Source organism: Clostridioides sp. ES-S-0049-02 (assembly GCF_020658465.1).
Lineage (GTDB): Bacteria > Bacillota > Clostridia > Peptostreptococcales > Peptostreptococcaceae > Clostridioides.
In genome coordinates this window covers 18,215-41,014 of record NZ_JACVWG010000010.1, presented here as the reverse complement: position 1 = coordinate 41,014, position 22,800 = coordinate 18,215, and the positions used below count along the sequence as shown (strand labels likewise).

Here is a 22,800-nt window from a genome sequence, read left to right as displayed (position 1 = left end):
TGACATGTGTATATAATATAAAAATAAGTATTTATTTAGGAAGAAATCTAATAAATATATATGAGACCAGTACATAAACAAAGAGGAGAAAAGTAAATTATGAGACCATCATGGGATGAATACTTTATGGAAATTGCAGAAGTGGTAAAAAAGCGTTCAACTTGTATTAGGAGACAAGTAGGAGCTGTTATTGTAAGAGATAAACAAATTCTAACAACTGGATATAATGGTTCCCCAAGAAATCTTGAACATTGTGAAAATATTGGGTGCAAAAGACAGGAACTAAATATTCCTTCAGGAGAAAGACATGAACTGTGTAGGGCATTGCATGCTGAGCAAAATGCTATAATACAGGCTGCCCATAATGGTATTAGTGTAGCTGGAGCAACTTTATATGTTACTACAAGACCTTGTGTTTTGTGTGCAAAAATGTGCATAAATGCAGGGATATTGAAAATTGTTTATGAAGGCGATTATCCAGATGATATGTCTACAGAATTGTTAGAAGAAGCAGGAATAGAACTTATAAAATTCTAGTAGATAAATTTTTAGTGAATAATTTTAGAATGACAATAAACGATAAAATTTGACACTGAAATACATACTCATGAAATGATTAAAAGAAAGTGTTTGAAAAATAATCAGATTAGTAGTAAGATATATTTTATAATTAAATAAATTTATGATATAGATTAATTACATGTTATTTATTTTGTAATAATGAGGGATACTATTTATGAGTAAAAAAAATACACATATGGAAATTGCAAAGCTGTTTAGTTTAATAAGTCAAATAGGATTGATGATTGTAATATCAATATTAGGATGTACTTTCTTAGGAAAATTTTTAGATAGTAAATTAAATACAAGTCCAGTTCTAACAATAATATTTTTACTGTTAGGGGTTGGAGGTGCTTTTAGTGGTGTTTATAAAACTCTGATAGTATATACACGAAGGAAGTGATATATTGGATATAAAATTACTTAACCAAGTAAGGTCAGTAACAAAGGGTATAGTAATATTTGATGTAATTTTAATTGTGCTAATGTTGATAACATCAACATTAAGTAAGCCAGTATTTTTAGGACTTATATTTGGCTCTATAATAGCTATGTTAAATTTTAGATTATTAGCAATCTCACTAGAAAAAACAGTGTCATTGCCAGCTGGAAAAGCACAAGCTTATGCATCAGCACAATATACCATTAGGCTATTTATAATGGCAGTTGTTCTATTTGCTTCAGCTAAGGTTCCACATTTAAATATAATCGGAACAGCACTAGGATTATTGAGTACAAAGTTTGTCATATTATCAAAAAACTTTATAAATAAATTAAAGAGGAAGGAGGCGTAAGTATGAGTCAAGCGCATTATTATCTCATAGGAAACTTTAAAATTAGTGAAACAATACTAGTGAGTTGGGGAATAATGGCCTTTTTAGCGATAGCATCTTATTTTTTAACTAGAAATTTGAAAAAAGTTCCAACCAGTAAAGTTCAAATATTTTTGGAATTTGCAATAGGTGGTCTTGCTAAAATGGTTACAAATGTTATGGGTAAAAACACAGTAAAAAGAATGCCATATATGATACCATACATAGGAAGTTTGTTTTTATTTTTCGCGTGCTCAAATTTAAGCCCATTACTTGGATTAAGATCACCAACAACCGACCTAGATACAACTGCTGCATGGGCAATGATTACATTTTTTATGATTTATTTTGCAGGAGTTAAATTTAAAGGAGTATCATACTTTAAAGAATTGGCTCAACCACTTGCCATAATGTTACCAATTAACATTATAGGTGAGTTAGCTAGACCAATATCATTAAGTTTCCGTCCATTTGGAAATATCTTAGGTGGAACAATTATAATGGGTCTATTTTATCAACTTTTAGGTTTTATATCTAGTCTAATACCAGGATTATCAATACCAATTGGACAGATACTAATACCAGTACCATTACACTTGTACTTCGATTTATTTGCAGGATTGTTACAAGCATATATATTTATAATGTTAACAATGGTGTTTATATCAAGTGCAGGGGAATTAGATTAAGAAATCAACTTATATTAAGATAAAAAATAAAAAACAATTTAAATTTTTAAATTTTAAGGAGGAAATAATTATGGAAACAGCAATAGTAGCGGCAGCATCAGCAATAGGAGCAGGAATAGCAGTTGCAACAGGTATAGGTGCAGGAATTGGTCAAGGTGTAGCAGCAGGTAAGGCAGCAGAAGCAGTAGGAAATCAACCAGAAGCTAAAGGTGATATAACTTCAACTTTATTACTAGGTGTTGCTATAGCAGAGTCTTCAGCAATATATGGCTTGGTTGTATCAATAATACTTCTATTCGTAAATCCATTCTTCAAATACTTAGGAATGTAGATTTAGTCCTTAAATATTTTGAGATAGGTTTTATAGATAAATCATCTCAAACTTATAATCATGAGATGAATTTTATCATCTCGTGATTATAAGTAGTTATGATTTATGGAAAGGAGGATAATTATGGAGAAAGCACTAGTAGGTATAACATGGGAATTTGTATTCCAAATTGTTAATACTTTTATAATATTTTTACTTCTAAGAAAGCTTTTATTTAAGCCAGTTTTAAATATAATCCAATCAAGAGAAAATGATATTAAAAATGACTTAGCAGAAGGCGAAAAAGCAAAAAACGAAGGATTGGCACTAAAAAAAGAATATGAGTCAAAAATCAATTTTGCTAAAGACGAAGGTCAAGAAATCATAAAACAAGCAACTATAAGAGCAGAGAAAAAATCAGATGACATAATAAGTACTGCAAAACAAGATGCTCTTAATATAAAAGATAAAGCAAGCAAAGATATAGAACAAGAAAAACAAAAGGTTATGAATGAAATTAAGAGTGATATATCAAATATAGCACTACTTGCAGCATCTAAAGTTATTGAAAAAGATTTAGATAAATCTAAACATGAAGAATTGATAGAAAACTTTATAAAAGAGGTAGGGGAGGCTAAATGATAAACGTAGTAGCAAATAGATATGCCGAAGCCCTGTTTCAATTAGGAGAAGAAGAAAATTCAACTGATATATTATTTAAAGAATTAGAAAAAGTAGTAGATATGATGACTAAAGTTAGCAAAGATTTCTACAAAGTTTTAAAATCACCATTAGTTTCAAAATCAGAAAAGAAAAACTTGGTAGAAATCATTTTTGATAAGGAAGTAAGCTCTAACATAAAAAATTTCTTAAAAGTTTTGGTAGATAAAGATAGAATAGCGTTTTTGGAAGACATAGAGTTAGCTTATAAAGACTTATTAAATAAGAAAAATAATATAATTGATGGTGTCGCAATAAGTGCGATTCCAATGAGTGAAACAGATATTAAAGAACTTGAAGTTAAACTTTCAAACAAATACAACAAAAATGTTACTATAGAAAATGTAGTTGACAAGACTATACTAGGGGGAGTTCTAGTTAGACTTGGAAATGAGCAGATAGATGGCACTGTAAAAACTCGTCTAGATAAGATGAAAGAAAAGCTATCTGAAGTAATATCTTAAGAATGGCGGTGAACCCATGAACTTAAAACCTGAAGAAATAAGTTCTATAATTAAACAGCAAATAAAGAATTATGAGAATAAAGTTGAATTGACAGATACAGGTAGTGTTTTAACCGTTGGGGATGGTATAGCTAGTGTATATGGATTAGAAAAAGCTATGTCTGGTGAGTTACTAGAGTTCCCAGGTGAAGTATATGGTATGGCACTTAACTTAGAAGAAGAAGTAGTTGGAGCTGTTATACTTGGAGATGACAGTGGAATAAAAGAAGGCGATATAGTTAAGAGAACTGGAAGAATAGTTGAAGTTCCAGTTGGAGAAGCCTTAATAGGTAGAGTTGTAAATTCTCTAGGTCAGCCAATAGATGGAAAAGGACCTATAGCTTGTACAAAAACTAGACCAGTTGAATCTGAAGCACCTGGTATAATAGATAGAAGATCTGTTTATGAGCCATTACAAACAGGTATAAAATCAATAGATTCAATGATACCAATTGGTAGAGGTCAGAGAGAGTTAATAATAGGTGACAGACAAACTGGTAAAACATCTATAGTTGTCGACACTATATTAAATCAAAAAGGAAAAGATGTTATCTGTATATATGTAGCAATTGGGCAAAAACGTTCTACTATAGCTCAATTAGTTAGCTCATTAGAAAAAGGTGGAGCTTTAGACTATACAATAGTAGTTTCAGCAACAGCATCTGAATCAGCGCCACTTCAATATATAGCACCATACGCTGGAGCAGCTATGGGTGAAGAATTTATGTACAATGGAAAACATGTGCTTATAGTATATGATGATTTAAGTAAACAAGCCGTTGCATATAGAGAAATGTCATTATTACTTAGAAGACCACCAGGACGTGAGGCATATCCTGGAGATGTATTCTACTTACATTCAAGATTACTTGAAAGAGCAGCTAAGTTATCTGATGAATTAGGAGGAGGCTCAATGACTGCCTTACCTATAATAGAAACTCAAGCTGGAGACGTTTCTGCGTATATACCAACAAATGTTATATCTATAACAGACGGTCAAATATACTTACAACCAGAATTATTCTATTCAGGTGTAAGACCAGCAGTTGACCCTGGTATATCAGTATCGAGGGTTGGTGGTTCTGCGCAAATTAAGGCAATGAAAAAAGTTGCAGGTACATTGAAACTTGCATATTCACAATATAGAGAGCTTGCAGCATTCTCACAATTTGGTTCTGACTTAGATGAAGATACTAAAAAGAGACTTGCTCAAGGTGAAAGAATCGTTGAGATATTAAAACAAGGTGAGCATCAACCAATAAAAGTTGAAAATCAAGTTATGATAATATACGCTGTTATAAATAATCACTTGGAAGATATTCCAATAGATAATATAGCTAGATTTGAATCAGAATTGTATGCATTTGTAGATAATAATTATCCAGAAATATCAAGAAAAATATTAGATGGAGAAGACTTCACTCATGATTTAACAGATGCAATAAATGAATTTAAAGAAAAGTTTGTTGTTGAAGTATAATCCTTTTTAAAAAAGGAGGTAAATTAATTGGCAGGAGCTGGAATTAAAGCGATTAAAACACGTATGGGGAGTGTTGAAAGTACAAAACAAATAACTAAAGCAATGGAACTTGTTGCATCTTCTAAGCTTAGAAAAGCAAAAGAAAAAGCTGAAGATTCAAGAGAATACTTTAATACTTTGTACGATACAGTAAAAGATATTGCCCAAACAACACGTGGAGTTAGAAATGAATTTTTAAAAGTAAGAGAAGTAAAAAATAAATGCTATATAGTGGTAGCTGGAGATAGAGGTCTTGCAGGTGGATACAATTCCAATGTATTAAAGGAATCTGTATCTCACATGGAAGGAAAAAAAGAAACAGTTATCACAGTAGGAAAGAAGGCACACGAGTTTTTTTCTAAGAGAAATTACAATATAGCAAAAGATATAAATAGTGTTGAAGCTTGTGGATATGAAGAAGCGATAGAAATTTCACAAACTGTTATTGACCTGTATAAAAAAGGTGAAGTAGATGAAGTTTATATAGCTTATACAAAGTTTAAATCAGCGTTATTACAAGAAGTTGAAGTTTTAAAATTGCTTCCATTGGTGTTTGAAAAAGATACAGATGACCATGGAATTGTAATAAAAGAAGAAAAACAAAATAAATCGAAAGTACAATATATACCATCAGCAGAAGCAGTCTTAAGTTATATTGTGCCTCAGTTTGTATCAGGTACAATATATGGTGGGATTTTAGAATCTTTTGCATCAGAGCAAGGAGCTAGAAGAACTGCGATGGAATCAGCCACAGATAATGCGAATGAAATGCTATCTAATTTAGAGTTAAGTTATAACAGAGCAAGACAGTCAGCTGTAACTCAAGAAATAACAGAGATAGTTGGTGGAGTTGAAGCTCTAAAATAGGGAGGTTAGGAAATGGCAAATGTAGGTGAAATAGTACAGATTGTAGGAGCTGTACTAGATGTTAAGTTTGATAATGAACAAAGCCTACCTAACTTATTAAATGCGTTAGTAATAAAGTTAGGAGATAAAGAAATAGTTGCAGAAGTTGCTCAACATATAGGTGATGATACAGTAAGATGTATCTCTATGAGTGCAACAGATGGACTTGTAAGAGGTATGGAAGTTGTAGATACAGGAGGACCAATAAGTGTTCCTGTTGGAGATGAAACTTTAGGTAGAATATTCAATGTTCTTGGAAAACCAGTTGATGGAAAACCAGCTCCAAAGTCTGCGCCTAAGTTACCTATACATAGACCAGCACCAGCATATGACGAACTAGAAACTACAGCTGAAATACTAGAAACAGGTATTAAGGTAGTTGATTTGCTGGCACCATATCTGAAAGGTGGAAAAATAGGTCTATTTGGAGGAGCAGGAGTAGGAAAAACAGTTTTAATACAAGAACTTATAAACAATATTGCTAAGCAACATGGTGGTATTTCTGTATTCTCAGGAGTAGGAGAAAGAACAAGAGAAGGTAATGACCTTTATGGAGAAATGAGTGAGTCTGGAGTTATAAATAAGACAGCTCTAGTATTTGGTCAGATGAACGAGCCACCTGGAGCAAGAATGAGAGTTGCTTTAACTGGACTTACAATGGCAGAACATTTTAGAGATGAGCAAGGACAAGACGTCTTACTTTTCGTTGATAATATATTCCGTTTCACACAAGCTGGTTCAGAAGTTTCAGCACTTCTAGGACGTATGCCATCAGCTGTTGGTTACCAACCAACATTAGCTACTGAAATGGGTGCACTTCAAGAGAGGATAACGTCAACTAAGAAAGGTTCAATAACATCTGTTCAAGCAGTATATGTACCAGCAGATGACTTAACTGACCCAGCACCAGCTACAACATTCTCTCACTTAGATGCAAAAACAGTTTTATCTAGACAAATATCATCACTTGGTATATATCCAGCGGTTGACCCTCTTGAATCTACATCAAGAATTCTTGACCCTAGTATAGTAGGAAAAGAACATTATGAAGTAGCCAGAGGAGTTCAATCAATACTTCAAAGATATAAAGAACTACAAGATATAATTGCCATACTTGGTATGGATGAATTGTCTGATGAAGATAAGTTAATAGTTGCACGTGCTAGAAAAATACAAAGATTCTTATCTCAATCGTTTACAGTTGCAGAGCAATTTACAGGAAATCCAGGTCAATATGTTCCTGTTAAAGAAACTGTAAGAGGATTCAAAGAGATACTTGAAGGTAAACATGATGACTTACCAGAGTCAGCATTCCTGTTTGTAGGTACAATAGAAGATGCTGTTAAAAAAGCGAAGGGAAGTATGTAGTCATGGCTAGTGAATTTTCATTGAAAGTTGTAACTCCAAATGATACATTTTATGATGGAGAAGTTGAAATGATAGTAGTTAGAACTACAAAGGGAGACAAAGGGGTATTGAAAGGTCATATACCATTTGTTTCAGGCATACCTGTAGGGACTTTGAAGATAAAAAAAGATGGAAATTTTAAAGAAGCAAAAATATCAGAAGGATTTGTTAATGTAGATCAAAATAAAACCGTTATATTGACAGAATCTGCTGAATGGATTTAATAACTTAATATAAAACATGAAAAGTCATTTTTACTAAAAATATTTTTGGTCAAAGTGACTTTTTTATGTTTTGGTGTTAATAAAATAATAACAAATAGAGTGTAAAGTATGCAGAAAATGTACTGATAATAAATTCACAAAATGTTTGAATTTACTGCAAAATTATGTTGTAATTAATAAGATAAAGAAAGTTTAGATAGATTATATAGAAGTGAAAAAATATTCATATAAGGAATCTATATAAAATTTTTATAAAATTTAAAAAATTTGCTTAGTTGTGTAGTATAATAAATAATATAATAGATTTACATAGGTTATTTATTATAAATAATTTTAAAAGTTACAATTTTATTATAATGATTATTAAATTGGGATAAGTAACATAAACTAAACAATAATAGGTATTATCAATAGTAAATTTATAAATTCATTATTAAATGGAAAGAGCTATTATAAATTTTCTGGAGGAAAAATGGATATATTTGATATTGGAGTAGATATAGTTGAAATTGACAGAATAAAAAAAGCTGTAGAAAAAAATAATCGGTTTTTAGAGAAAATGTTTACAGATAAAGAAATTAAATATTTTAATTCTAAAAATTTTAAGGCAGAAAGTATAGCTGGTAATTTTGCGGCTAAGGAAGCTATAAGTAAATCTATGGGTACAGGAATCAGAATGTTTAACTTTAAAGATATAGAGGTTCTCAGAAATGAAATGGGAAAACCAATAGTAAAAACTTATAATAATCTGGCAAAAATGTGCATAGATTATAATGTTTTAGAAATAAAAGTTTCAATATCACATTCAAAAGATTATGCTATAGCAAATGCGATAACTATAATTAAGGACTAAGGAGTGATTACACTATGATGGATAAAACAGCAAAAGAAATAATGACAACAGATGTAATAGTAGCAAAACAAGATGATAGTATAGCAGATGTAGCTAATATGCTAATTGCAGAGAAAATAGGAGGATTGCCAGTTGTAGATTCAGAAAATAAAGTTGTTGGAATAATTTCTGAGACAGACATTCTTAAAAAAGAAAAATATATAGAAGCACCTCTCTATATAAATTTATTACAAGGACTGATTTTTTTGGATGATTTAAAAAAGGTAGAAAAAGACATAAAGCAAGTAGCAGCGTATAAAGTCGGAGAACTGATGTCTAAAGACATAATAAAAGTTCATGAAGATGATAAGTTCGATGATGTGGCTAATATAATGATTAAAAAATCAATAAACAGAGTTCCTGTAGTAGATGATGACAATAAAATTAAAGGTATAATCTGTAGATATGATATAATAAAAGCTTTATATAATGAATAAACTGAAGTAGGAGGTGTGATGTGAGAAAAAAGTGGACTATAGTATGTATTATGTTCTTGGCACTGGTTATAATTGTAATAGGATGCCAAAAACGACAGTCCACAAAAGAAGAAGTATACAAAGACTTTCAAAAGCAGATTTCTGATATGAATTCTTACAGTTGTAAAGCTGAAGTAGAAGTAGTTGGAAATAAGAGCCCACACAATTATGTTTTAATTCATACTTATAAAAAAACTGATAACTATAAATTAGAAGTAATTTCCCCAAAACACTTAAAGGGAAAAAGTATAGAGTATCAAGGTGATAAAATATTAGTTAAAAATCCAAATATCAGTGATATAGTGGAATTGCCTAATACAGGAAAAAATAATCAATATCTTTTTATAGGAGACTTTATAAAAAATTATCTTCAAAACGAAGAGATGAAAATAAAGTTATCCAAAGGAAATTTGGTTTTAGAGACTTTTATTCCTGGGGATAATAAATATTTTAATAAGCAAGTATTATATGTAAATGCTGACACAAAGAACCCTGAAAAGATGGAAGTGTTAGATAATGAAGGAGTGCCAAGATTTACAGTAAAATACAGAGATTTTGAATACAGAAACTAAGGGGGACTAAAGAAATGCAAAAAATAACAGTGCCTACATGGGCAGAGATAAATCTAGATAACTTAAGATTTAACTTAAAAAATATTAAAAATTTATTAGAAGAAGATATTAAGGTTTGTGGAGTAATAAAAGCTGATGCATATGGACATGGTGCAGTAGAAGTTGCAAAATTATTACAAAAGGAAAAAGTAGATTATTTAGCAGTAGCAAGAACTGCTGAAGGAATTGAACTTAGACAAAATGGTATAACACTTCCTATTTTGAACTTAGGATATACTCCAGATGAAGCTTTTGAAGATTCTATAAAAAATAAAATAACTATGACCGTTTATTCTTTAGAAACAGCACAAAAGATAAACGAAATTGCAAAATCTTTAGGAGAAAAAGCCTGTGTTCACATTAAAATAGACTCAGGAATGACTAGAATAGGTTTCCAACCTAATGAAGAGTCAGTTCAGGATATAGTAAAATTAAATAAATTAGAATATATAAATTTAGAAGGTATGTTTACTCATTTTGCTACAGCTGATGAAGTAAGTAAAGAGTACACTTATAAACAAGCTAATAATTATAAATTTATGTCTGATAAGTTAGATGAAGCTGGTGTAGAAATAGCTATAAAGCATGTATCAAATAGTGCAGCTATTATGGATTGCCCTGATTTAAGATTAAATATGGTAAGAGCAGGAATAATATTATATGGTCATTATCCATCTGATGATGTATTTAAAGAAAGACTAGAACTAAAACCAGCCATGAAATTAAAATCAAAAATCGGACATATAAAACAAGTTGAACCAGGTATAGGAATAAGTTATGGACTAAAATATACAACTACTAGTATGGAAACAATAGCTACAATTCCAATAGGATATGCAGATGGATTTACTAGAATTCAAAAGAATCCAAAAGTTATTATTAAAGGAGAAGTATTTGATGTAGTTGGTAGAATTTGTATGGATCAAATAATGGTTAGAATTGACAAAGATGTAGACATAAAAGTTGGAGATGAGGTTATACTATTTGGAGAAGGTGAAGTTACAGCTGAACGTATAGCCAAAGACTTAGGAACTATAAACTATGAAGTGTTATGCATGATATCAAGAAGAGTTGACCGTGTTTATATGGAAAATAATGAGCTTGTACAAATAAACAGTTATTTGCTAAAATAAAACCATGATATTATAATCTGGGAGGCGATTTTGTGTACGATAAGAGTAAAGAAAAAATAGAAGTTACTTTACCAGACTCTCTGATTTCTGAAGTTGATAGTATTGTTCAGATGGAGAACAGTAACAGAGAAGATTTTGCAAAAGCTGCTTTTCAGTTCTATATAACTCAGAAAAAGAGAATTCATATTAAAGAATCTATGAAAACGGGTTATAGAGAAATGGGTCAAATTAATCTGTCATTAGCTGAACTAGGTATGACAGTTGACGAAGTATCTTCTGATGATAAAAATGAAGGGAAGATTGCCCAAGGTGAGTACTAATTGTGAAATAAAGCGTGGTGATTTATATTACGCTGATTTAAGTCCAGTTGTTGGTTCAGAACAGGGAGGAGTTAGGCCTGTTCTGATAATACAAAATGATGTAGGTAATAAATATAGTCCTACAGTTATAGTATCAGCTATAACATCTCAGATTAATAAAGCCAAATTACCTACTCATGTAGAGATAAGTTCCAATGAATATGGGCTTAATAAAGACTCAGTGATTCTTTTAGAACAAATCAGAACTATTGATAAAAAGAGGCTGAGGGAAAAAATTGGTTGTCTAGATGAAAATATGATGATAAAAGTAGATGATGGACTTCAAATAAGTTTAGGATTGTTTACTTTTTAAAGAGGGATTTGTCTTTTGTTAGACAATCCCTTTTTTCTTTAAAAATATTTCATAGAGTTTAATTTTAGTGCCTAAGCTAATAAAATCAAAAATAACGAAAAAAAATAGCATAAAAGTGATATAATAATATGGAATTGATATAAAAATTACAAACTCAAGGGAGGTAATTACATGAGAGACCATAAAGGATTAAATGAGATTGCGCGTATCATAAGAAGAGATATAGTTTCTATGATACATAGAGCCAAATCTGGACATCCAGGAGGGTCATTATCAGTAGTTGAAATACTTACTGCGTTATACTTTGATGAAATGAATGTGGATTCTTCAAATCCTAAAATGGAGGATAGAGATAGATTTGTATTATCAAAAGGACATGCTGCACCAGCATTATATGCAACATTGGCTGAAAAAGGTTATTTTGATAAGGAAGAATTAAATGGGCTGAGGAAAATAGGAAGAATGTTACAAGGCCATCCAGATATGAAAGGAACACCTGGTGTGGAGATATCTACAGGTTCCTTAGGTCAAGGTTTCTCGGCTGCATGTGGGATGGCTATGGCATCAAAATTAGATAATGCACCATGGAATGTGTACACTTTACTTGGTGATGGAGAAGTTCAAGAAGGTATTGTTTGGGAAGCTGCTATGAGTGCAGCACATTATAAACTTGATAATTTAATTGCTTTTTTAGACAATAATGGACTTCAGATAGATGGAAACATAGAAAGTGTAATGAACTTAGGTTCAATAGTTGATAAATTTAAGGCTTTTGGATGGAATGTAATTGAAATAGATGGTCATGATTTTGACCAAATATTTGCTGCTCTTGATATAGCTAAATCAACAGTTAAAAAGCCTACAATGATAGTTGCAAAGACTATAAAAGGTAAAGGAATATCTTTTATGGAAAATCAAGCAGGATGGCATGGGACAGCTCCAAATGATGCAGAACTAGAACAAGCCTTACTTGAATTAGGAGGTGCTGACAATGAATAAAATGGCAACAAGAGAAGCATATGGTAAAGCCTTGGTAAAATTAGGACAAATAAATGACAATGTTGTAGTATTAGATGCAGATTTATCAAAGTCTACAAAGACACATGATTTTTATGAAGCATTTCCAGATAGATTTTTTAATATGGGTATAGCCGAACAAAATCTAATAGGTGCTGCTTGTGGGTTATCAACTGCTGGAAAAATACCTTTTGCTAGTACTTTTGCTATGTTTGCTACAGGAAGAGCATTTGAGATTATAAGAAATTCAGTTTGTTATCCAAAATTAAATGTAAAAATTTGTGCTACTCATGCAGGACTTACTGTTGGAGAAGATGGAGCATCTCATGAAAGTGTAGAGGATATTGCAATAATGAGAGCTATACCAAATATGACAGTTCTTGTTCCAGCTGATGGAGTAGAGACGGAGAAGATGATTTTTGAAATAGCTAAATACAATGGACCTGTTTATGTTAGACTAGGAAGAAGTTCAGTTCCAGTTTTATTTGATGAGGATTATCACTTTGAAATAGGAAAAGGTGTAGTACTAAGAGATGGCAATGATGTCACGATTATAGCTTGTGGGATTATGGTGAATGATGCTATATTAGCACAAGAAAAATTGCAAGAAGAAGGTATTAGTGCTAGAGTCATAAATATGTCCACAATAAAACCTATAGATAAGGATTTAATATTAAAATCAGCAAAAGAAACTAATGCTATTGTAACTGTAGAAGAACATAGTATAATTGGAGGATTAGGTTCTGCTGTAAGTGAGACAGTTGGAGAATCTTATCCAACTATTGTAAAAAAAGTTGGGATTAAGGATTCTTTTGGAGAATCTGGTGCTCCAAACGAATTGTTAAAAAAATATGAATTAACTTGTGATGACATAGTAAAAGCTGTAAAAGAAGCTATTCTTGCAAAAAGAATGTAAGAAATATAAATTATGCATGTTTGTTAACAATATAATATGTGTAAAAGAGAGATATAAAGCATTATATGAATTTGTATCTCTCTTTTTTATACACTATATCAATTTATCAAAAACCTAACCAAATATTCAAATTTTTACAAAAATAGAGAAAATATTCAAATATATATTGACTATTCAGAAAAATATGACTAATATATAGTTTATAGGGAAATTAGTTTTATACATATAATAACTACTTAGATAAAAAGAATTTAAAGAATTGTATGAAGGGAGGTATACTGTATAAAAAATATGCTATAAGTTTTAAGTTATTATACAAAATACAAAAAGTTTTAAAACAGTTATCATGGATTTTATGTTAAAGGAAATTGTAAGTAGTTTATCGAAGTAATTAAGCAGATGAAAAAATTTCACGTGGGGAGGTAACTGAGATATGTCAGAAAAAGTAAATGTTAAAACGGTCATCAGTTTCGCAGGAGCTTATGTAGCAACAGTAATCGGTTCTGGATTTGCAACAGGACAAGAAATAATGCAATTCTTCACTTTTTATGGGTTTGCAGGTATTATTGGTGGGATAATTTCAATGGTATTATTCTCATGGATGGGTGCTTCAGTAATGTCAAAAGGTAAAGAACTTCAACTTAAGGAACCTATCAAAATTTATCGTGTTTATTGTGGTAAGTATTTAGGAATATTCTTTGAGTGGTTTGGACCTTTATTCTTATTTGGTGTTTTCGTAGTAATGATTTCAGGAGCAGGAGCAACTTTAACTGAATACTATGGATTAAATCCATTTGTAGGTAGAATAGGTATGGCAGTAGTAGCATTATTAACTGTTTCATTAGGTCTTGATAAATTATCAAAGATACTAGGTGGAATAGGACCTATAATAATAATCTTTACACTTTTAGTTGGAGCTATAAGTTTGAGCAGTAATATAGGTAACTTATCTCAAGCAGGAGAGATTCTTAGTACTGTAGAGGTAACTAAGCCAGTTCCAAACGCATACCTATCTGGTGTAATATATACTACTTATAATACAATCGTTGTCATGGCGTTCTTAACAGGATTAGGAGCAAGTGCTGCTAATAAAAAAGAAGCTGTTTGTGGTGGTATACTAGGTGGTGTAGCACTTATGGCAGCAGCTATAATGATGAACTTAGCAATGCTTTCTGATATAGGGAACTTATATTCAAAAGCAATACCTTCATTATTCTTAGCTGATAAGATTTCACCAATAGTTGGAGTTTTATTCTCAGTAGTTCTTATATTAGGAATATATACAACAGCTGTACCTTTATTATGGTCAGTAACTAATAGATTTGTAGATGATAATCATCCTAAATTCAAATTAATAACATTAATAACAGCTATATTAGGTCTTATAGGTGGATTCTTACCATTTGATAAGCTGGTTGGTATCTTATATCCATATACCGGATATATGGGCGTCATAATACTGGTTTGTGTTCTTTATAGACAGATTACAAAAACATCTGGCTATCAAGAAGGAGTTAATGGTAAATAAGTAATTTGGAATTGTAAAATAAAGAGTTATATAAAAACAATTTAATTGTTTTTATATAACTCTTTTTTATTTTATAATTTATTTGTCATAAAATCCCTTTTTTAATTGTTTTATACTTGAAGACAATTGTTAATAAACATTTTATTATTGATGATTTAAAGTCTAAGACAAAATTATAAATCATATATTTAAATAGATGGGAGGAGTGATAAAATTGAATGTAAAGTTTAATATTAAAGGTATAATTTATGGAGTCATAGCTCTTATATTTGTGATAGGAGGATTTATATTCATACCAAGTATGTTTATAGAAAAAACTAAACCAATAGATTATACAGTATTGCAAAGGAATTCAATACCAGAAAAGATACTTGATGTTATGGACAAATACACGAATGAAGAAAGGGCATTAGCAGCTAAAATTGATAATAAAATATACATCATAGTAACTAGGGGAAATAATAAATATGGTATTGAGATGGATAACATAGAAAGTGTAAGTGAAGAAGGAAAAGAAGTTTTGAGAGTTAAGATAAAGTATAAGGATAAGGAGGATTCTCTTCCATACATAGTGGTTGAAACAAATATGAGTGAACTTCCAGATAGAATAGAATTAAATTCTACTAAATAAAAATATATTTGTAATTAGATAACTATTTATTTGTATAGTAAAATAAAGTCATGGTTTTTATTAATGTAAATAAATCATTTCGAGGCTTTATTGATGTAAAAGCCATGACTTAAAATATTCATTGAATGAGATAAAAATTAAATATTAAACAGAGTGTTATATTAATAGTATTGAGAGTGTTAATTATTTGGTGTAAGAATTCTAGTCTCAGTAACTATATAGTTTAATTGAGCATCATGAGTTTCTTTTGGAATAGAATCGAATACCTGAAAGTCAAATGCTATTCCTATAGTTATTGCGTCTTTTCTTAAGTTCTCTAAAAATCTATCATAAAATCCTCCGCCATATCCCAATCTATAGCAATGTATGTCATATGCAACAGCTGGAACAATTACAACATCTAAAGCTTTAATATCAATTTTAGGCGATTTTTCGTTAGGTTCTCTTATTCCATATGCACCAATTTTTAGTCCATTATCTAAATCTGTTATTTGAGTAGGAATTAATGTATGATTTTCTTTTATTGTAATAGGACTTGAGACTATTTTCTTTAGAGATAAAAGTTTTTTGATTAAATTACCTGTGTTAACTTCGTTATTAAAATCTAGATAAAGCATTATGTTAGTTGCGTTTCTTATATCCTCCATTTGAAGTAATTTTTCTGTTATCAAATTTGAATTATTTAGTATAAAATCAGCACCTTTATTTTTTCTATGCTCAATAACTTTTTTCCTAAATTCTTTTTTCATAAAATATTCCTCCCTTAATATGTTATAATGTGAACAGAATTTATATTCTAATATAAATTTTAGTATAGTTTATTGTAATAAGGCAATATATTTGGGTAAATGTAATAAAAATAACAGCTAGTCATATAATATATAATAGTTTATGTAAAAGGAGATGTATCTTGTGATTTCAAAAAAGAAAGCTATTTTTTTAGGGGTGATTTTAGTAATTATAACAGCTATGGCCACATCGGCATTTCAGCTTACATTAGGGAACAAAGTTGTAATATCAAAAGAACTCTATGAAGGCTATAAAAAATATGATAAGTTGTTAGGATTAGAATCTATTATAAAACAAGATTTTTATAAAAAAGTCTCTGATAAAGATTTAGTGGATGGAGCATCAAAGGGGTTATTCCTAGGAACAAATGATAAATATTCTGGTTATTACACTAAAGATGAAATGAAAAAGCTAATAGAAGATAGTGAGGGCTCTTATGTTGGTGTAGGGATGTATATAGGAGCATCAAAAGATGGAGGTCTTGTAGTAGTTCCTATGAAAGATTCTCCAGCAGAAAAAGCAGGAGTAAAAGCAGGAGATAAATTAATAAAAGTCAATGGAAAATCTGTATCATATAAAAATTCAGATGAAGCTGTAAGTATGATGAAAGGTAAAAAAGGCAAAAAAGTAAAGCTAGTAGTATTGAGAGAAGATAAACAACTAAGCTTTGAGCTAAAAACAGAACAGATAGTTGAGAAAAGTATAGAAAGTAAAGTAATTGATAATGATTTAGGATATATAGAAATTACCCAGTTTATATCAAGTACATATACTGATTTTGACAAAGCTTTAAAAGGGTTGAAAGAAAAGAATATTGAGGGATTAGTAATAGACCTTAGAAACAATCCTGGAGGAATGTTGGATATATGTAAAGAAGTTGCTGATGAATTAATTGGTGAAGGAACTATAGTATATACTAAAGACAATAAAGGTAATACAGAATACTTAAAATCTGATAAAGAAAAATTGGGACTTCCAATAGTAGTTTTAACTAATGGAGAAAGCGCCTCTGCTGCTGAGATATTAACAGCTGCAATTGTTGATAATAAAGAAGGTATTTCTGTAGGTACTACGACTTATGGTAAAGGGCTGGTACAGTCAGTTGTAAGATTGAAAGATGGAACAGGATACAAGCTAACTACTGCTCAATACTTTACACCTAATGGAGATTATATCAATGAAAAAGGGATAAAACCTACCATTGAAGAAAAAGATGAGAAAAAGCAACTGGATGTAGCAACTGAATGGCTTAGAGAGCAGGTTAATAAATAGAATTTAAAGTTTGTAGATATAAAAATATTACTGGAAATTTATCATTCCAGTAATATTTTTTTGATTTAAGAAATATTAATATTAATAACACTATTTTCTAATACTATACATACTCTTATTTAAAAGTACTCTCATTTCAGTAATATAGAAACTTATTTGTTTTATACTGATTATAAGAATATTTAAGGTATTTTCTATTTTGAATTACATTAATATTTTGTAAAAACACATACATGTAAATTAACTTTTTTATCTAATGTATGTCTATACTATAAGAAGTTGTAAAAATTTTTCCTTTACCTAATTTGTTTATAAATTTCTTATCTTTATAAATTTTATTAGAATGTATACTATCAGCGAGACCATACCATGGTTCTATACATAAAAATGGAGCAGTAGAATTAGACTCACTATAATAAGGAGTCCAAATACCAACTAGAGGGAAATCTAACATAGATAGAGTTATATATTTGCTACCATCATTATTACATATAGATACTTCATCTATATTGGTGTATATCAAGGCATCATTCTTGAACAATTCTGGATTTAACTGTAAGTTTTTTAAATCACCAATAAATGTTATATCATCAGTAAAAGAACCATTTAAATTGATTTTTTCTACATCATTTCTTCTTTTAAATTCAAGGTGATATTTAGAAAAACCATTTTGTTCAAAAAAAGGAATATTAAATGCAGGATGTCCACCTATAGAAAAGAATATATCTTTAGAGTCAGTATTTTTTACAATCCATTCTATATTTATGCTATTGTCATTTAATGTATAATTTATAAGCAGTTCAAAAGAGTAGGGATATTTTTTTAGAGTAGATTCGTTGGATTTTAAACTATAAGATATGAATGTATCACTTTTATTTGTAATTTCAAAATCCATATCTCTAGCAAATCCATGTTGAGTCATATTGTATAAATTTTCTTCTATTATGGTTTCATTATCAAGCAGTTTACCAACTATAGGGAATAATATAGGTGATTGTCTACCCCAATGCTTTTTATTACCATCCCAAAGAATATTTCTGTTATGTTTTTTAGAAAATATCCTAGTAAGCTCAGCACCAGAGCTACTTGATTCAATAATTAAGTTTTCATTTTGTAATATATTCATTTAAAATCTCCTTTATTATACTTTGTTAGTATATTATACTATAAAGTATAATGAGTTTTAAATTGTATTTGATATTATATTTGAAAGGTAGATTTTAGTGTATTTTGAAAATTTTGTTTTGAAAATTTGGGATTATTTAAGAAATTTTGTATTATAAATAGAAGGAAATAGATAAATTGTATAGAATTAAATATATTAAGATAAGTTAATAATGTTAAATGGGAAGTGAGTTTATGGAAAAACCAAATACAAAAGTTGTTAACTTTCAAGAGTATAAAGACAGAAAAAAACAAAGAGAAGTAAACCGAGACGAACTTTTAAAGCTTATTAAAAAAATTGTGACTTCAAAATAGGGAGTTGTTAAACTCCCTATTTTAATGGGTTCCCAAAGAATTAAGACATTCTAAGTCCATCTATATAATCTTTAAATTGTGAAAAATCTGATTCACTACTTAACTCTACAGTTTCTGTACCTTCCGTATAAAAATTCTTAAGATAGATAGTATAATTATTATCAACACAATTATGATAAATACATCTATATCCATCTTCATATAAATTTTTTAATTTAGAAAAATCATCCACAATATCAACTCCTTAAAGTTCTTTTAATTATATTTTTACAAAAAGTATGTGATTGTATGCAAATTAGAAATGTAAAATAAAGGAAATTAAGATAAAATGTAGAATAATCTCTATATGTATGTAAAAATAAAAAGAAAAAGTTGAAATTTTTAGAAAATAAGAGTATCTTTTATCTAAAAAGATAATTAAAAAATAATATTGGGAGGATAGAAAATGAGTTTATTAGAAAGTATATCAAGGAATATATATTCTCTAGATAAGTCTTCTATTGAAAAAGCAAAACAGAGGTTGGACAGGCTTATACATCCAACTGGAAGTTTAGGAAAGATAGAAGATATTTGCATGCAATTAGCAGGGATATTTGGTAATGAAAATTTTGATACAACTAAAAAAGTTATAATTGCTTTTGCTGGAGACCATGGAGTATATGAAGAAGGAGTTGCACCTGACCCTCAAGACATAACAAAGTTACAATTTCCAAATTTCTCAAAAGGGCTATGTGGAGTTGGGGTAATAAGTAAATTTGTAGGAGCAGATGTTGTAGCTGTAGATGTAGGAATAAATTGTGATGAAAAATTAGATGGAGTATTAGATTATAAGATAAGAAAAGGTACTTCAAATATGGCAAAGGGACCAGCCATGAGTAAACAAGAGGCTATAAGATGCTTAGAAATAGGAATTGAAATAGCAGAGCAATGTATAGAAAGAGATTATAAAGTAATTGGTATTGGAGAGATGGGAATAGCAAATACTACTCCAAGTACTGCAATAATATCTGTAATCTCAGGATGTGACCCATCAGAAGTGACAGGAATAGGTGCAGGTCTTAAAAAAGAAAGATTAAAACATAAAGCTGATGTAATTAGAAAAGCTATTGAAATTAACAATCCAAATCCAACTGATGGTGTAGATATTTTATCTAAAGTAGGTGGATTTGAAATAGGTTCAATGGCAGGTGTTATATTAGGATGTAGTGCTAATAGAATCCCAGTTGTTATAGATGGGTTTATTTCTTATGCTGCTGCTTTAATTGCTTATAAAATAAATCCAAAAACTAGAGAATATATGATAGCATCACATTTATCAGCAGAATCAGGAACTAAAAGAGCATTAGATATATTGAAATTAGACCCTATACTAAATATGGATATGAGATTAGGTGAAGGAAGTGGAGCTGCTTTGGCATTCAATATAGTGGAAGCTTCAAATTATACTTACAAAAATATGGCGACTTTTGATGAGATAGATATGGGTCGATAAAAAATTTAATATATTTAGGAGTGTTTTGATGAGTCAAATTATTCTGGTAACAGGAGGAGCTAGGTCAGGAAAGAGTAATTTTGCAGAAAAATTGTGTTTAGATAGGAATAATAATACAGCCTACATAGCGACATCTATTCCATTTGATGATGAGATGAAAGATAGAGTAAGAAAGCATCAAGAGAGTAGACCTAAAAGTTGGAAGACATATGAAATATATGAAGATATATATTCTATAATTAAAAATATATGTGGAGAACATGAGACTGTTATACTAGACTGTGTCACACTATTAGTAAATAATTTAATGTTTTCACATAATTTAAACATAGAAGAATCTACTCAAGAAGAAATAAATAAATTGGAAGAGTACATAAAAGAGCAAATTAGTAAACTGATTAAAGAAATAGAAAAAACAAATCTATATTTTGTATTTGTGACAAATGAATTAGGTATGGGAATTGTTCCTGGAAATAAACTTAGTAGAATATATACTGATATTGTAGGTCGTATAAATCAATATATAGCATCAAAAAGCAATGAAGTTTATTTTGTAGTTAGTGGAATACCTATGAAAATAAAGGAGTAGTATGTGACTATGAAAAGATTTATTTTGATACTACAGTTTTTGACAAGGATACCTATAAAATTAGATGTAGGATTTGATGATGAATTTTACAAATCCATAGTATATTTCCCACTTGTAGGTCTTGTTATTGGTATATTAACTTATTTAATAGGATGGGTTTCTATACTTTTGTTTCAGCCATTTATATGTGCGATTATAATAACACTTGCTGGTGTTTTGATTACTGGGGGGCTTCATATAGATGGATTAGGGGATACATTTGATGCAATATACAGTTATAGAGACAAAGAGAAAATGCTTGAAATAATGAAAGACTCTCGATTAGGTACAAATTCGCTTTTAGCAATTATGTTTGTACTTTTATTAAAGATTGGATTTGTATATAGTATTATAAGCAATAATTCACTATGGGTTATAATATTCATGCCAATGATTGCAAGGTTAGGAGTAATGTTATTGACATATAAAACGGTAACACCAAGAGCAAAAGGAATGGGGAATTTATTTATAGGAAAATTGACTACAAGTATGTTAATAACAGCTATAATATATACATTATTGATAGTTAGTATTATTGCTAAATTAATATTTTTAGTGCCTAATATAGTATTGATTAAAGTATTATGCTCAGCTATAGCAGTTTTTATATTTATAACATTGTTTAAAAATCATATTTATAAAAAAATTGATGGAGTAACAGGAGATATATTAGGTTGTGGAATAGAACTTTCAGAACTTGTATATTTGATTTATATATATTTGTTAATTTTTATGTTTATTTAAAACTAAAAAGTGGTGATAATGTGATAAGATTAATATTAATAAGACATGCATTGACAATTGATAATGAAAAAGGAAGATTATCAGGTCATATAAATAGTTATATAAGTGAAGAAGGTAAATTGCAAATAAATAAAATTACAAAATATATGAGTAGTGAAAGTATAGATAAGATTTATACAACTCCATCTTCACGTACTAAAGATACAGTAGAGAAAATATCAAAGCTGAAATCAATAGAAATAGAAGAAAGAGAAAATCTAAGAGAAATTAGCTTTGGAGACTTTGAAGGAATAACTTTTGAAGAAATAAAAGTTAAGCATCCAAAAGAATTTGAAAAAATGATAGAAGAAGGTAGCAATTATAGATACCCAAATGGAGAAAGTTTGATAGATTCATATGAAAGAGTAGCAAAAGAGATTGACAATATAATTTTAGAAAATGATGACTATTTAAATAGAAAAGCAATACTTATATGTTCTCATGCAGGTACAATAAGAAACATAATAACACATTTGATTTCTGGTAGTTATAAATATCATTGGAACTTTAAAATTGATAATGCATCTATTACAATTTTGGAAGTTGATAATGGATTTACTGTAATAAATAAAATGAATTTTACTGATTTTATATAAATTAAACATTAAACGATATGTGCTTATAAACTTACTAACAAAAATAGAATATTAGATTAAAATTAGGTTCTCAATTAGATGTAAAAAGGGAAAAAGGTTAGATGCCTTTGCAGCCCCCGCTACTGTGAAACCAACGAAACTATAAATACCACTGTCAATTTGATGGGAAGGTTATAGGAGTAGGATGAAGTTAAGCCAGGATACCTGCCTAATTTAATTTAAAACATGAGGTCT

The 22,800-nt window shown here is 29.7% G+C and carries 29 protein-coding genes and 1 riboswitch; of the genes, 26 read left to right on the top strand and 3 right to left on the bottom strand.

Going from position 1 to position 22,800, the window contains the following annotated elements:
* Positions 1-99 precede the first annotated feature (99 nt).
* From IC213_RS16430 to IC213_RS16330, 21 genes are all read left to right on the top strand, one after another.
* Complete coding sequence (locus IC213_RS16430; protein ID WP_227436245.1) at positions 100-537, top strand: deoxycytidylate deaminase; 438 nt, start codon at positions 100-102, stop codon at positions 535-537.
* Between the two features lie 199 nt (positions 538-736).
* Positions 737-964 (top strand): AtpZ/AtpI family protein, encoded by a 228-nt coding sequence (locus tag IC213_RS16425; RefSeq protein ID WP_227436243.1) that lies wholly within the window; start codon positions 737-739, stop codon positions 962-964.
* 4 nt (positions 965-968) lie between these two features.
* Positions 969-1,355: an ATP synthase subunit I gene (locus IC213_RS16420; protein WP_227436241.1), complete on the top strand. Its 387-nt coding sequence runs from the start codon at positions 969-971 to the stop codon at positions 1,353-1,355.
* Between the two features lie 2 nt (positions 1,356-1,357).
* Positions 1,358-2,062, top strand: a complete 705-nt coding sequence (locus IC213_RS16415; RefSeq protein WP_227436239.1) for a F0F1 ATP synthase subunit A — start codon at positions 1,358-1,360, stop codon at positions 2,060-2,062.
* A 70-nt stretch (positions 2,063-2,132) separates the two neighbouring features.
* Positions 2,133-2,393: an ATP synthase F0 subunit C gene (gene atpE, locus IC213_RS16410; RefSeq protein ID WP_021386434.1), complete on the top strand. Its 261-nt coding sequence runs from the start codon at positions 2,133-2,135 to the stop codon at positions 2,391-2,393.
* Between the two features lie 123 nt (positions 2,394-2,516).
* Complete coding sequence (atpF, locus tag IC213_RS16405; protein WP_227436237.1) at positions 2,517-3,014, top strand: F0F1 ATP synthase subunit B; 498 nt, start codon at positions 2,517-2,519, stop codon at positions 3,012-3,014.
* The gene (locus IC213_RS16400; RefSeq protein ID WP_227436235.1) at positions 3,011-3,556 is read left to right on the top strand and encodes a F0F1 ATP synthase subunit delta; all 546 of its coding nucleotides are present in this window, start codon (positions 3,011-3,013) and stop codon (positions 3,554-3,556) included. Before atpF ends, IC213_RS16400 begins: the two co-directional genes overlap by 4 nt.
* Positions 3,557-3,572: 16 nt before the next feature.
* Positions 3,573-5,075: a F0F1 ATP synthase subunit alpha gene (atpA, locus tag IC213_RS16395; protein ID WP_227436234.1), complete on the top strand. Its 1,503-nt coding sequence runs from the start codon at positions 3,573-3,575 to the stop codon at positions 5,073-5,075.
* Between the two features lie 27 nt (positions 5,076-5,102).
* The gene (atpG, locus tag IC213_RS16390; protein ID WP_227436233.1) at positions 5,103-5,981 is read left to right on the top strand and encodes an ATP synthase F1 subunit gamma; all 879 of its coding nucleotides are present in this window, start codon (positions 5,103-5,105) and stop codon (positions 5,979-5,981) included.
* A gap of 12 nt (positions 5,982-5,993) precedes the next feature.
* Entirely contained in the window at positions 5,994-7,388 is a 1,395-nt protein-coding gene (atpD, locus tag IC213_RS16385; protein WP_227436232.1) for a F0F1 ATP synthase subunit beta, read from the top strand.
* A gap of 2 nt (positions 7,389-7,390) precedes the next feature.
* Positions 7,391-7,651: an ATP synthase F1 subunit epsilon gene (atpC, locus tag IC213_RS16380; RefSeq protein WP_227436229.1), complete on the top strand. Its 261-nt coding sequence runs from the start codon at positions 7,391-7,393 to the stop codon at positions 7,649-7,651.
* Positions 7,652-8,123: 472 nt separating this feature from the next.
* Complete coding sequence (acpS, locus tag IC213_RS16375) at positions 8,124-8,504, top strand: holo-ACP synthase (RefSeq protein ID WP_227863285.1); 381 nt, start codon at positions 8,124-8,126, stop codon at positions 8,502-8,504.
* A gap of 14 nt (positions 8,505-8,518) precedes the next feature.
* On the top strand, positions 8,519-8,980 hold the full coding sequence (locus IC213_RS16370) for a CBS domain-containing protein (protein WP_227436219.1): 462 nt from the start codon (positions 8,519-8,521) through the stop codon (positions 8,978-8,980).
* A 20-nt stretch (positions 8,981-9,000) separates the two neighbouring features.
* Entirely contained in the window at positions 9,001-9,591 is a 591-nt protein-coding gene (gerS, locus tag IC213_RS16365; protein WP_227436217.1) for a germination lipoprotein GerS, read from the top strand.
* 14 nt (positions 9,592-9,605) lie between these two features.
* Complete coding sequence (gene alr, locus IC213_RS16360; protein ID WP_227436215.1) at positions 9,606-10,763, top strand: alanine racemase; 1,158 nt, start codon at positions 9,606-9,608, stop codon at positions 10,761-10,763.
* 32 nt (positions 10,764-10,795) lie between these two features.
* Complete coding sequence (locus IC213_RS16355) at positions 10,796-11,083, top strand: antitoxin (RefSeq protein ID WP_227436214.1); 288 nt, start codon at positions 10,796-10,798, stop codon at positions 11,081-11,083.
* A complete protein-coding gene (locus IC213_RS16350; RefSeq protein WP_003421356.1) occupies positions 11,052-11,435 on the top strand; it encodes a type II toxin-antitoxin system PemK/MazF family toxin in 384 nt (127 codons plus the stop codon). Before IC213_RS16355 ends, IC213_RS16350 begins: the two co-directional genes overlap by 32 nt.
* A 171-nt stretch (positions 11,436-11,606) precedes the next feature.
* Complete coding sequence (locus tag IC213_RS16345; RefSeq protein WP_227436212.1) at positions 11,607-12,434, top strand: transketolase; 828 nt, start codon at positions 11,607-11,609, stop codon at positions 12,432-12,434.
* Positions 12,427-13,368: a transketolase family protein gene (locus IC213_RS16340; protein WP_227483591.1), complete on the top strand. Its 942-nt coding sequence runs from the start codon at positions 12,427-12,429 to the stop codon at positions 13,366-13,368. Before IC213_RS16345 ends, IC213_RS16340 begins: the two co-directional genes overlap by 8 nt.
* 433 nt (positions 13,369-13,801) lie before the next feature.
* A complete protein-coding gene (locus tag IC213_RS16335) occupies positions 13,802-14,896 on the top strand; it encodes a hypothetical protein (protein ID WP_227436206.1) in 1,095 nt (364 codons plus the stop codon).
* Positions 14,897-15,110: 214 nt separating this feature from the next.
* Positions 15,111-15,527 carry a hypothetical protein gene (locus IC213_RS16330; RefSeq protein WP_255613098.1) on the top strand — a complete coding sequence of 139 codons (417 nt, stop codon included), beginning with the start codon at positions 15,111-15,113 and terminating at the stop codon, positions 15,525-15,527.
* 179 nt (positions 15,528-15,706) lie between these two features.
* Here IC213_RS16330 and IC213_RS16325 read toward each other — a convergent pair whose 3' ends face one another.
* Entirely contained in the window at positions 15,707-16,276 is a 570-nt protein-coding gene (locus IC213_RS16325) for a 5-formyltetrahydrofolate cyclo-ligase (protein WP_227836406.1), read from the bottom strand.
* A gap of 154 nt (positions 16,277-16,430) precedes the next feature.
* Here IC213_RS16325 and IC213_RS16320 point away from each other — a divergent pair, with 154 nt between their 5' ends.
* On the top strand, positions 16,431-17,588 hold the full coding sequence (locus IC213_RS16320; protein ID WP_227863284.1) for a S41 family peptidase: 1,158 nt from the start codon (positions 16,431-16,433) through the stop codon (positions 17,586-17,588).
* Between the two features lie 253 nt (positions 17,589-17,841).
* Here the strand turns inward: IC213_RS16320 and IC213_RS16315 are convergent, their stop codons facing one another.
* The gene (locus tag IC213_RS16315; protein ID WP_227863283.1) at positions 17,842-18,714 is read right to left on the bottom strand and encodes an aldose 1-epimerase family protein; all 873 of its coding nucleotides are present in this window, start codon (positions 18,712-18,714) and stop codon (positions 17,842-17,844) included.
* 393 nt (positions 18,715-19,107) lie between these two features.
* Positions 19,108-19,299: a hypothetical protein gene (locus IC213_RS16310; RefSeq protein WP_227436177.1), complete on the bottom strand. Its 192-nt coding sequence runs from the start codon at positions 19,297-19,299 to the stop codon at positions 19,108-19,110.
* Positions 19,300-19,512: 213 nt separating this feature from the next.
* Here IC213_RS16310 and cobT point away from each other — a divergent pair, with 213 nt between their 5' ends.
* The 4 genes from cobT to IC213_RS16290 are packed head-to-tail and all read left to right on the top strand — an operon-like array spanning position 19,513 to position 22,566.
* On the top strand, positions 19,513-20,559 hold the full coding sequence (gene cobT / locus IC213_RS16305; RefSeq protein ID WP_227436176.1) for a nicotinate-nucleotide--dimethylbenzimidazole phosphoribosyltransferase: 1,047 nt from the start codon (positions 19,513-19,515) through the stop codon (positions 20,557-20,559).
* 28 nt (positions 20,560-20,587) lie between these two features.
* Entirely contained in the window at positions 20,588-21,148 is a 561-nt protein-coding gene (gene cobU / locus IC213_RS16300) for a bifunctional adenosylcobinamide kinase/adenosylcobinamide-phosphate guanylyltransferase (protein WP_227436174.1), read from the top strand.
* Positions 21,149-21,157: 9 nt separating this feature from the next.
* Positions 21,158-21,931, top strand: a complete 774-nt coding sequence (gene cobS, locus IC213_RS16295) for an adenosylcobinamide-GDP ribazoletransferase (RefSeq protein ID WP_227436172.1) — start codon at positions 21,158-21,160, stop codon at positions 21,929-21,931.
* Positions 21,932-21,951: 20 nt separating this feature from the next.
* The gene (locus IC213_RS16290; protein WP_227436170.1) at positions 21,952-22,566 is read left to right on the top strand and encodes a histidine phosphatase family protein; all 615 of its coding nucleotides are present in this window, start codon (positions 21,952-21,954) and stop codon (positions 22,564-22,566) included.
* A 47-nt stretch (positions 22,567-22,613) separates the two neighbouring features.
* Positions 22,614-22,793: riboswitch (cobalamin riboswitch) on the top strand.
* Positions 22,794-22,800: the final 7 nt, after the last annotated feature.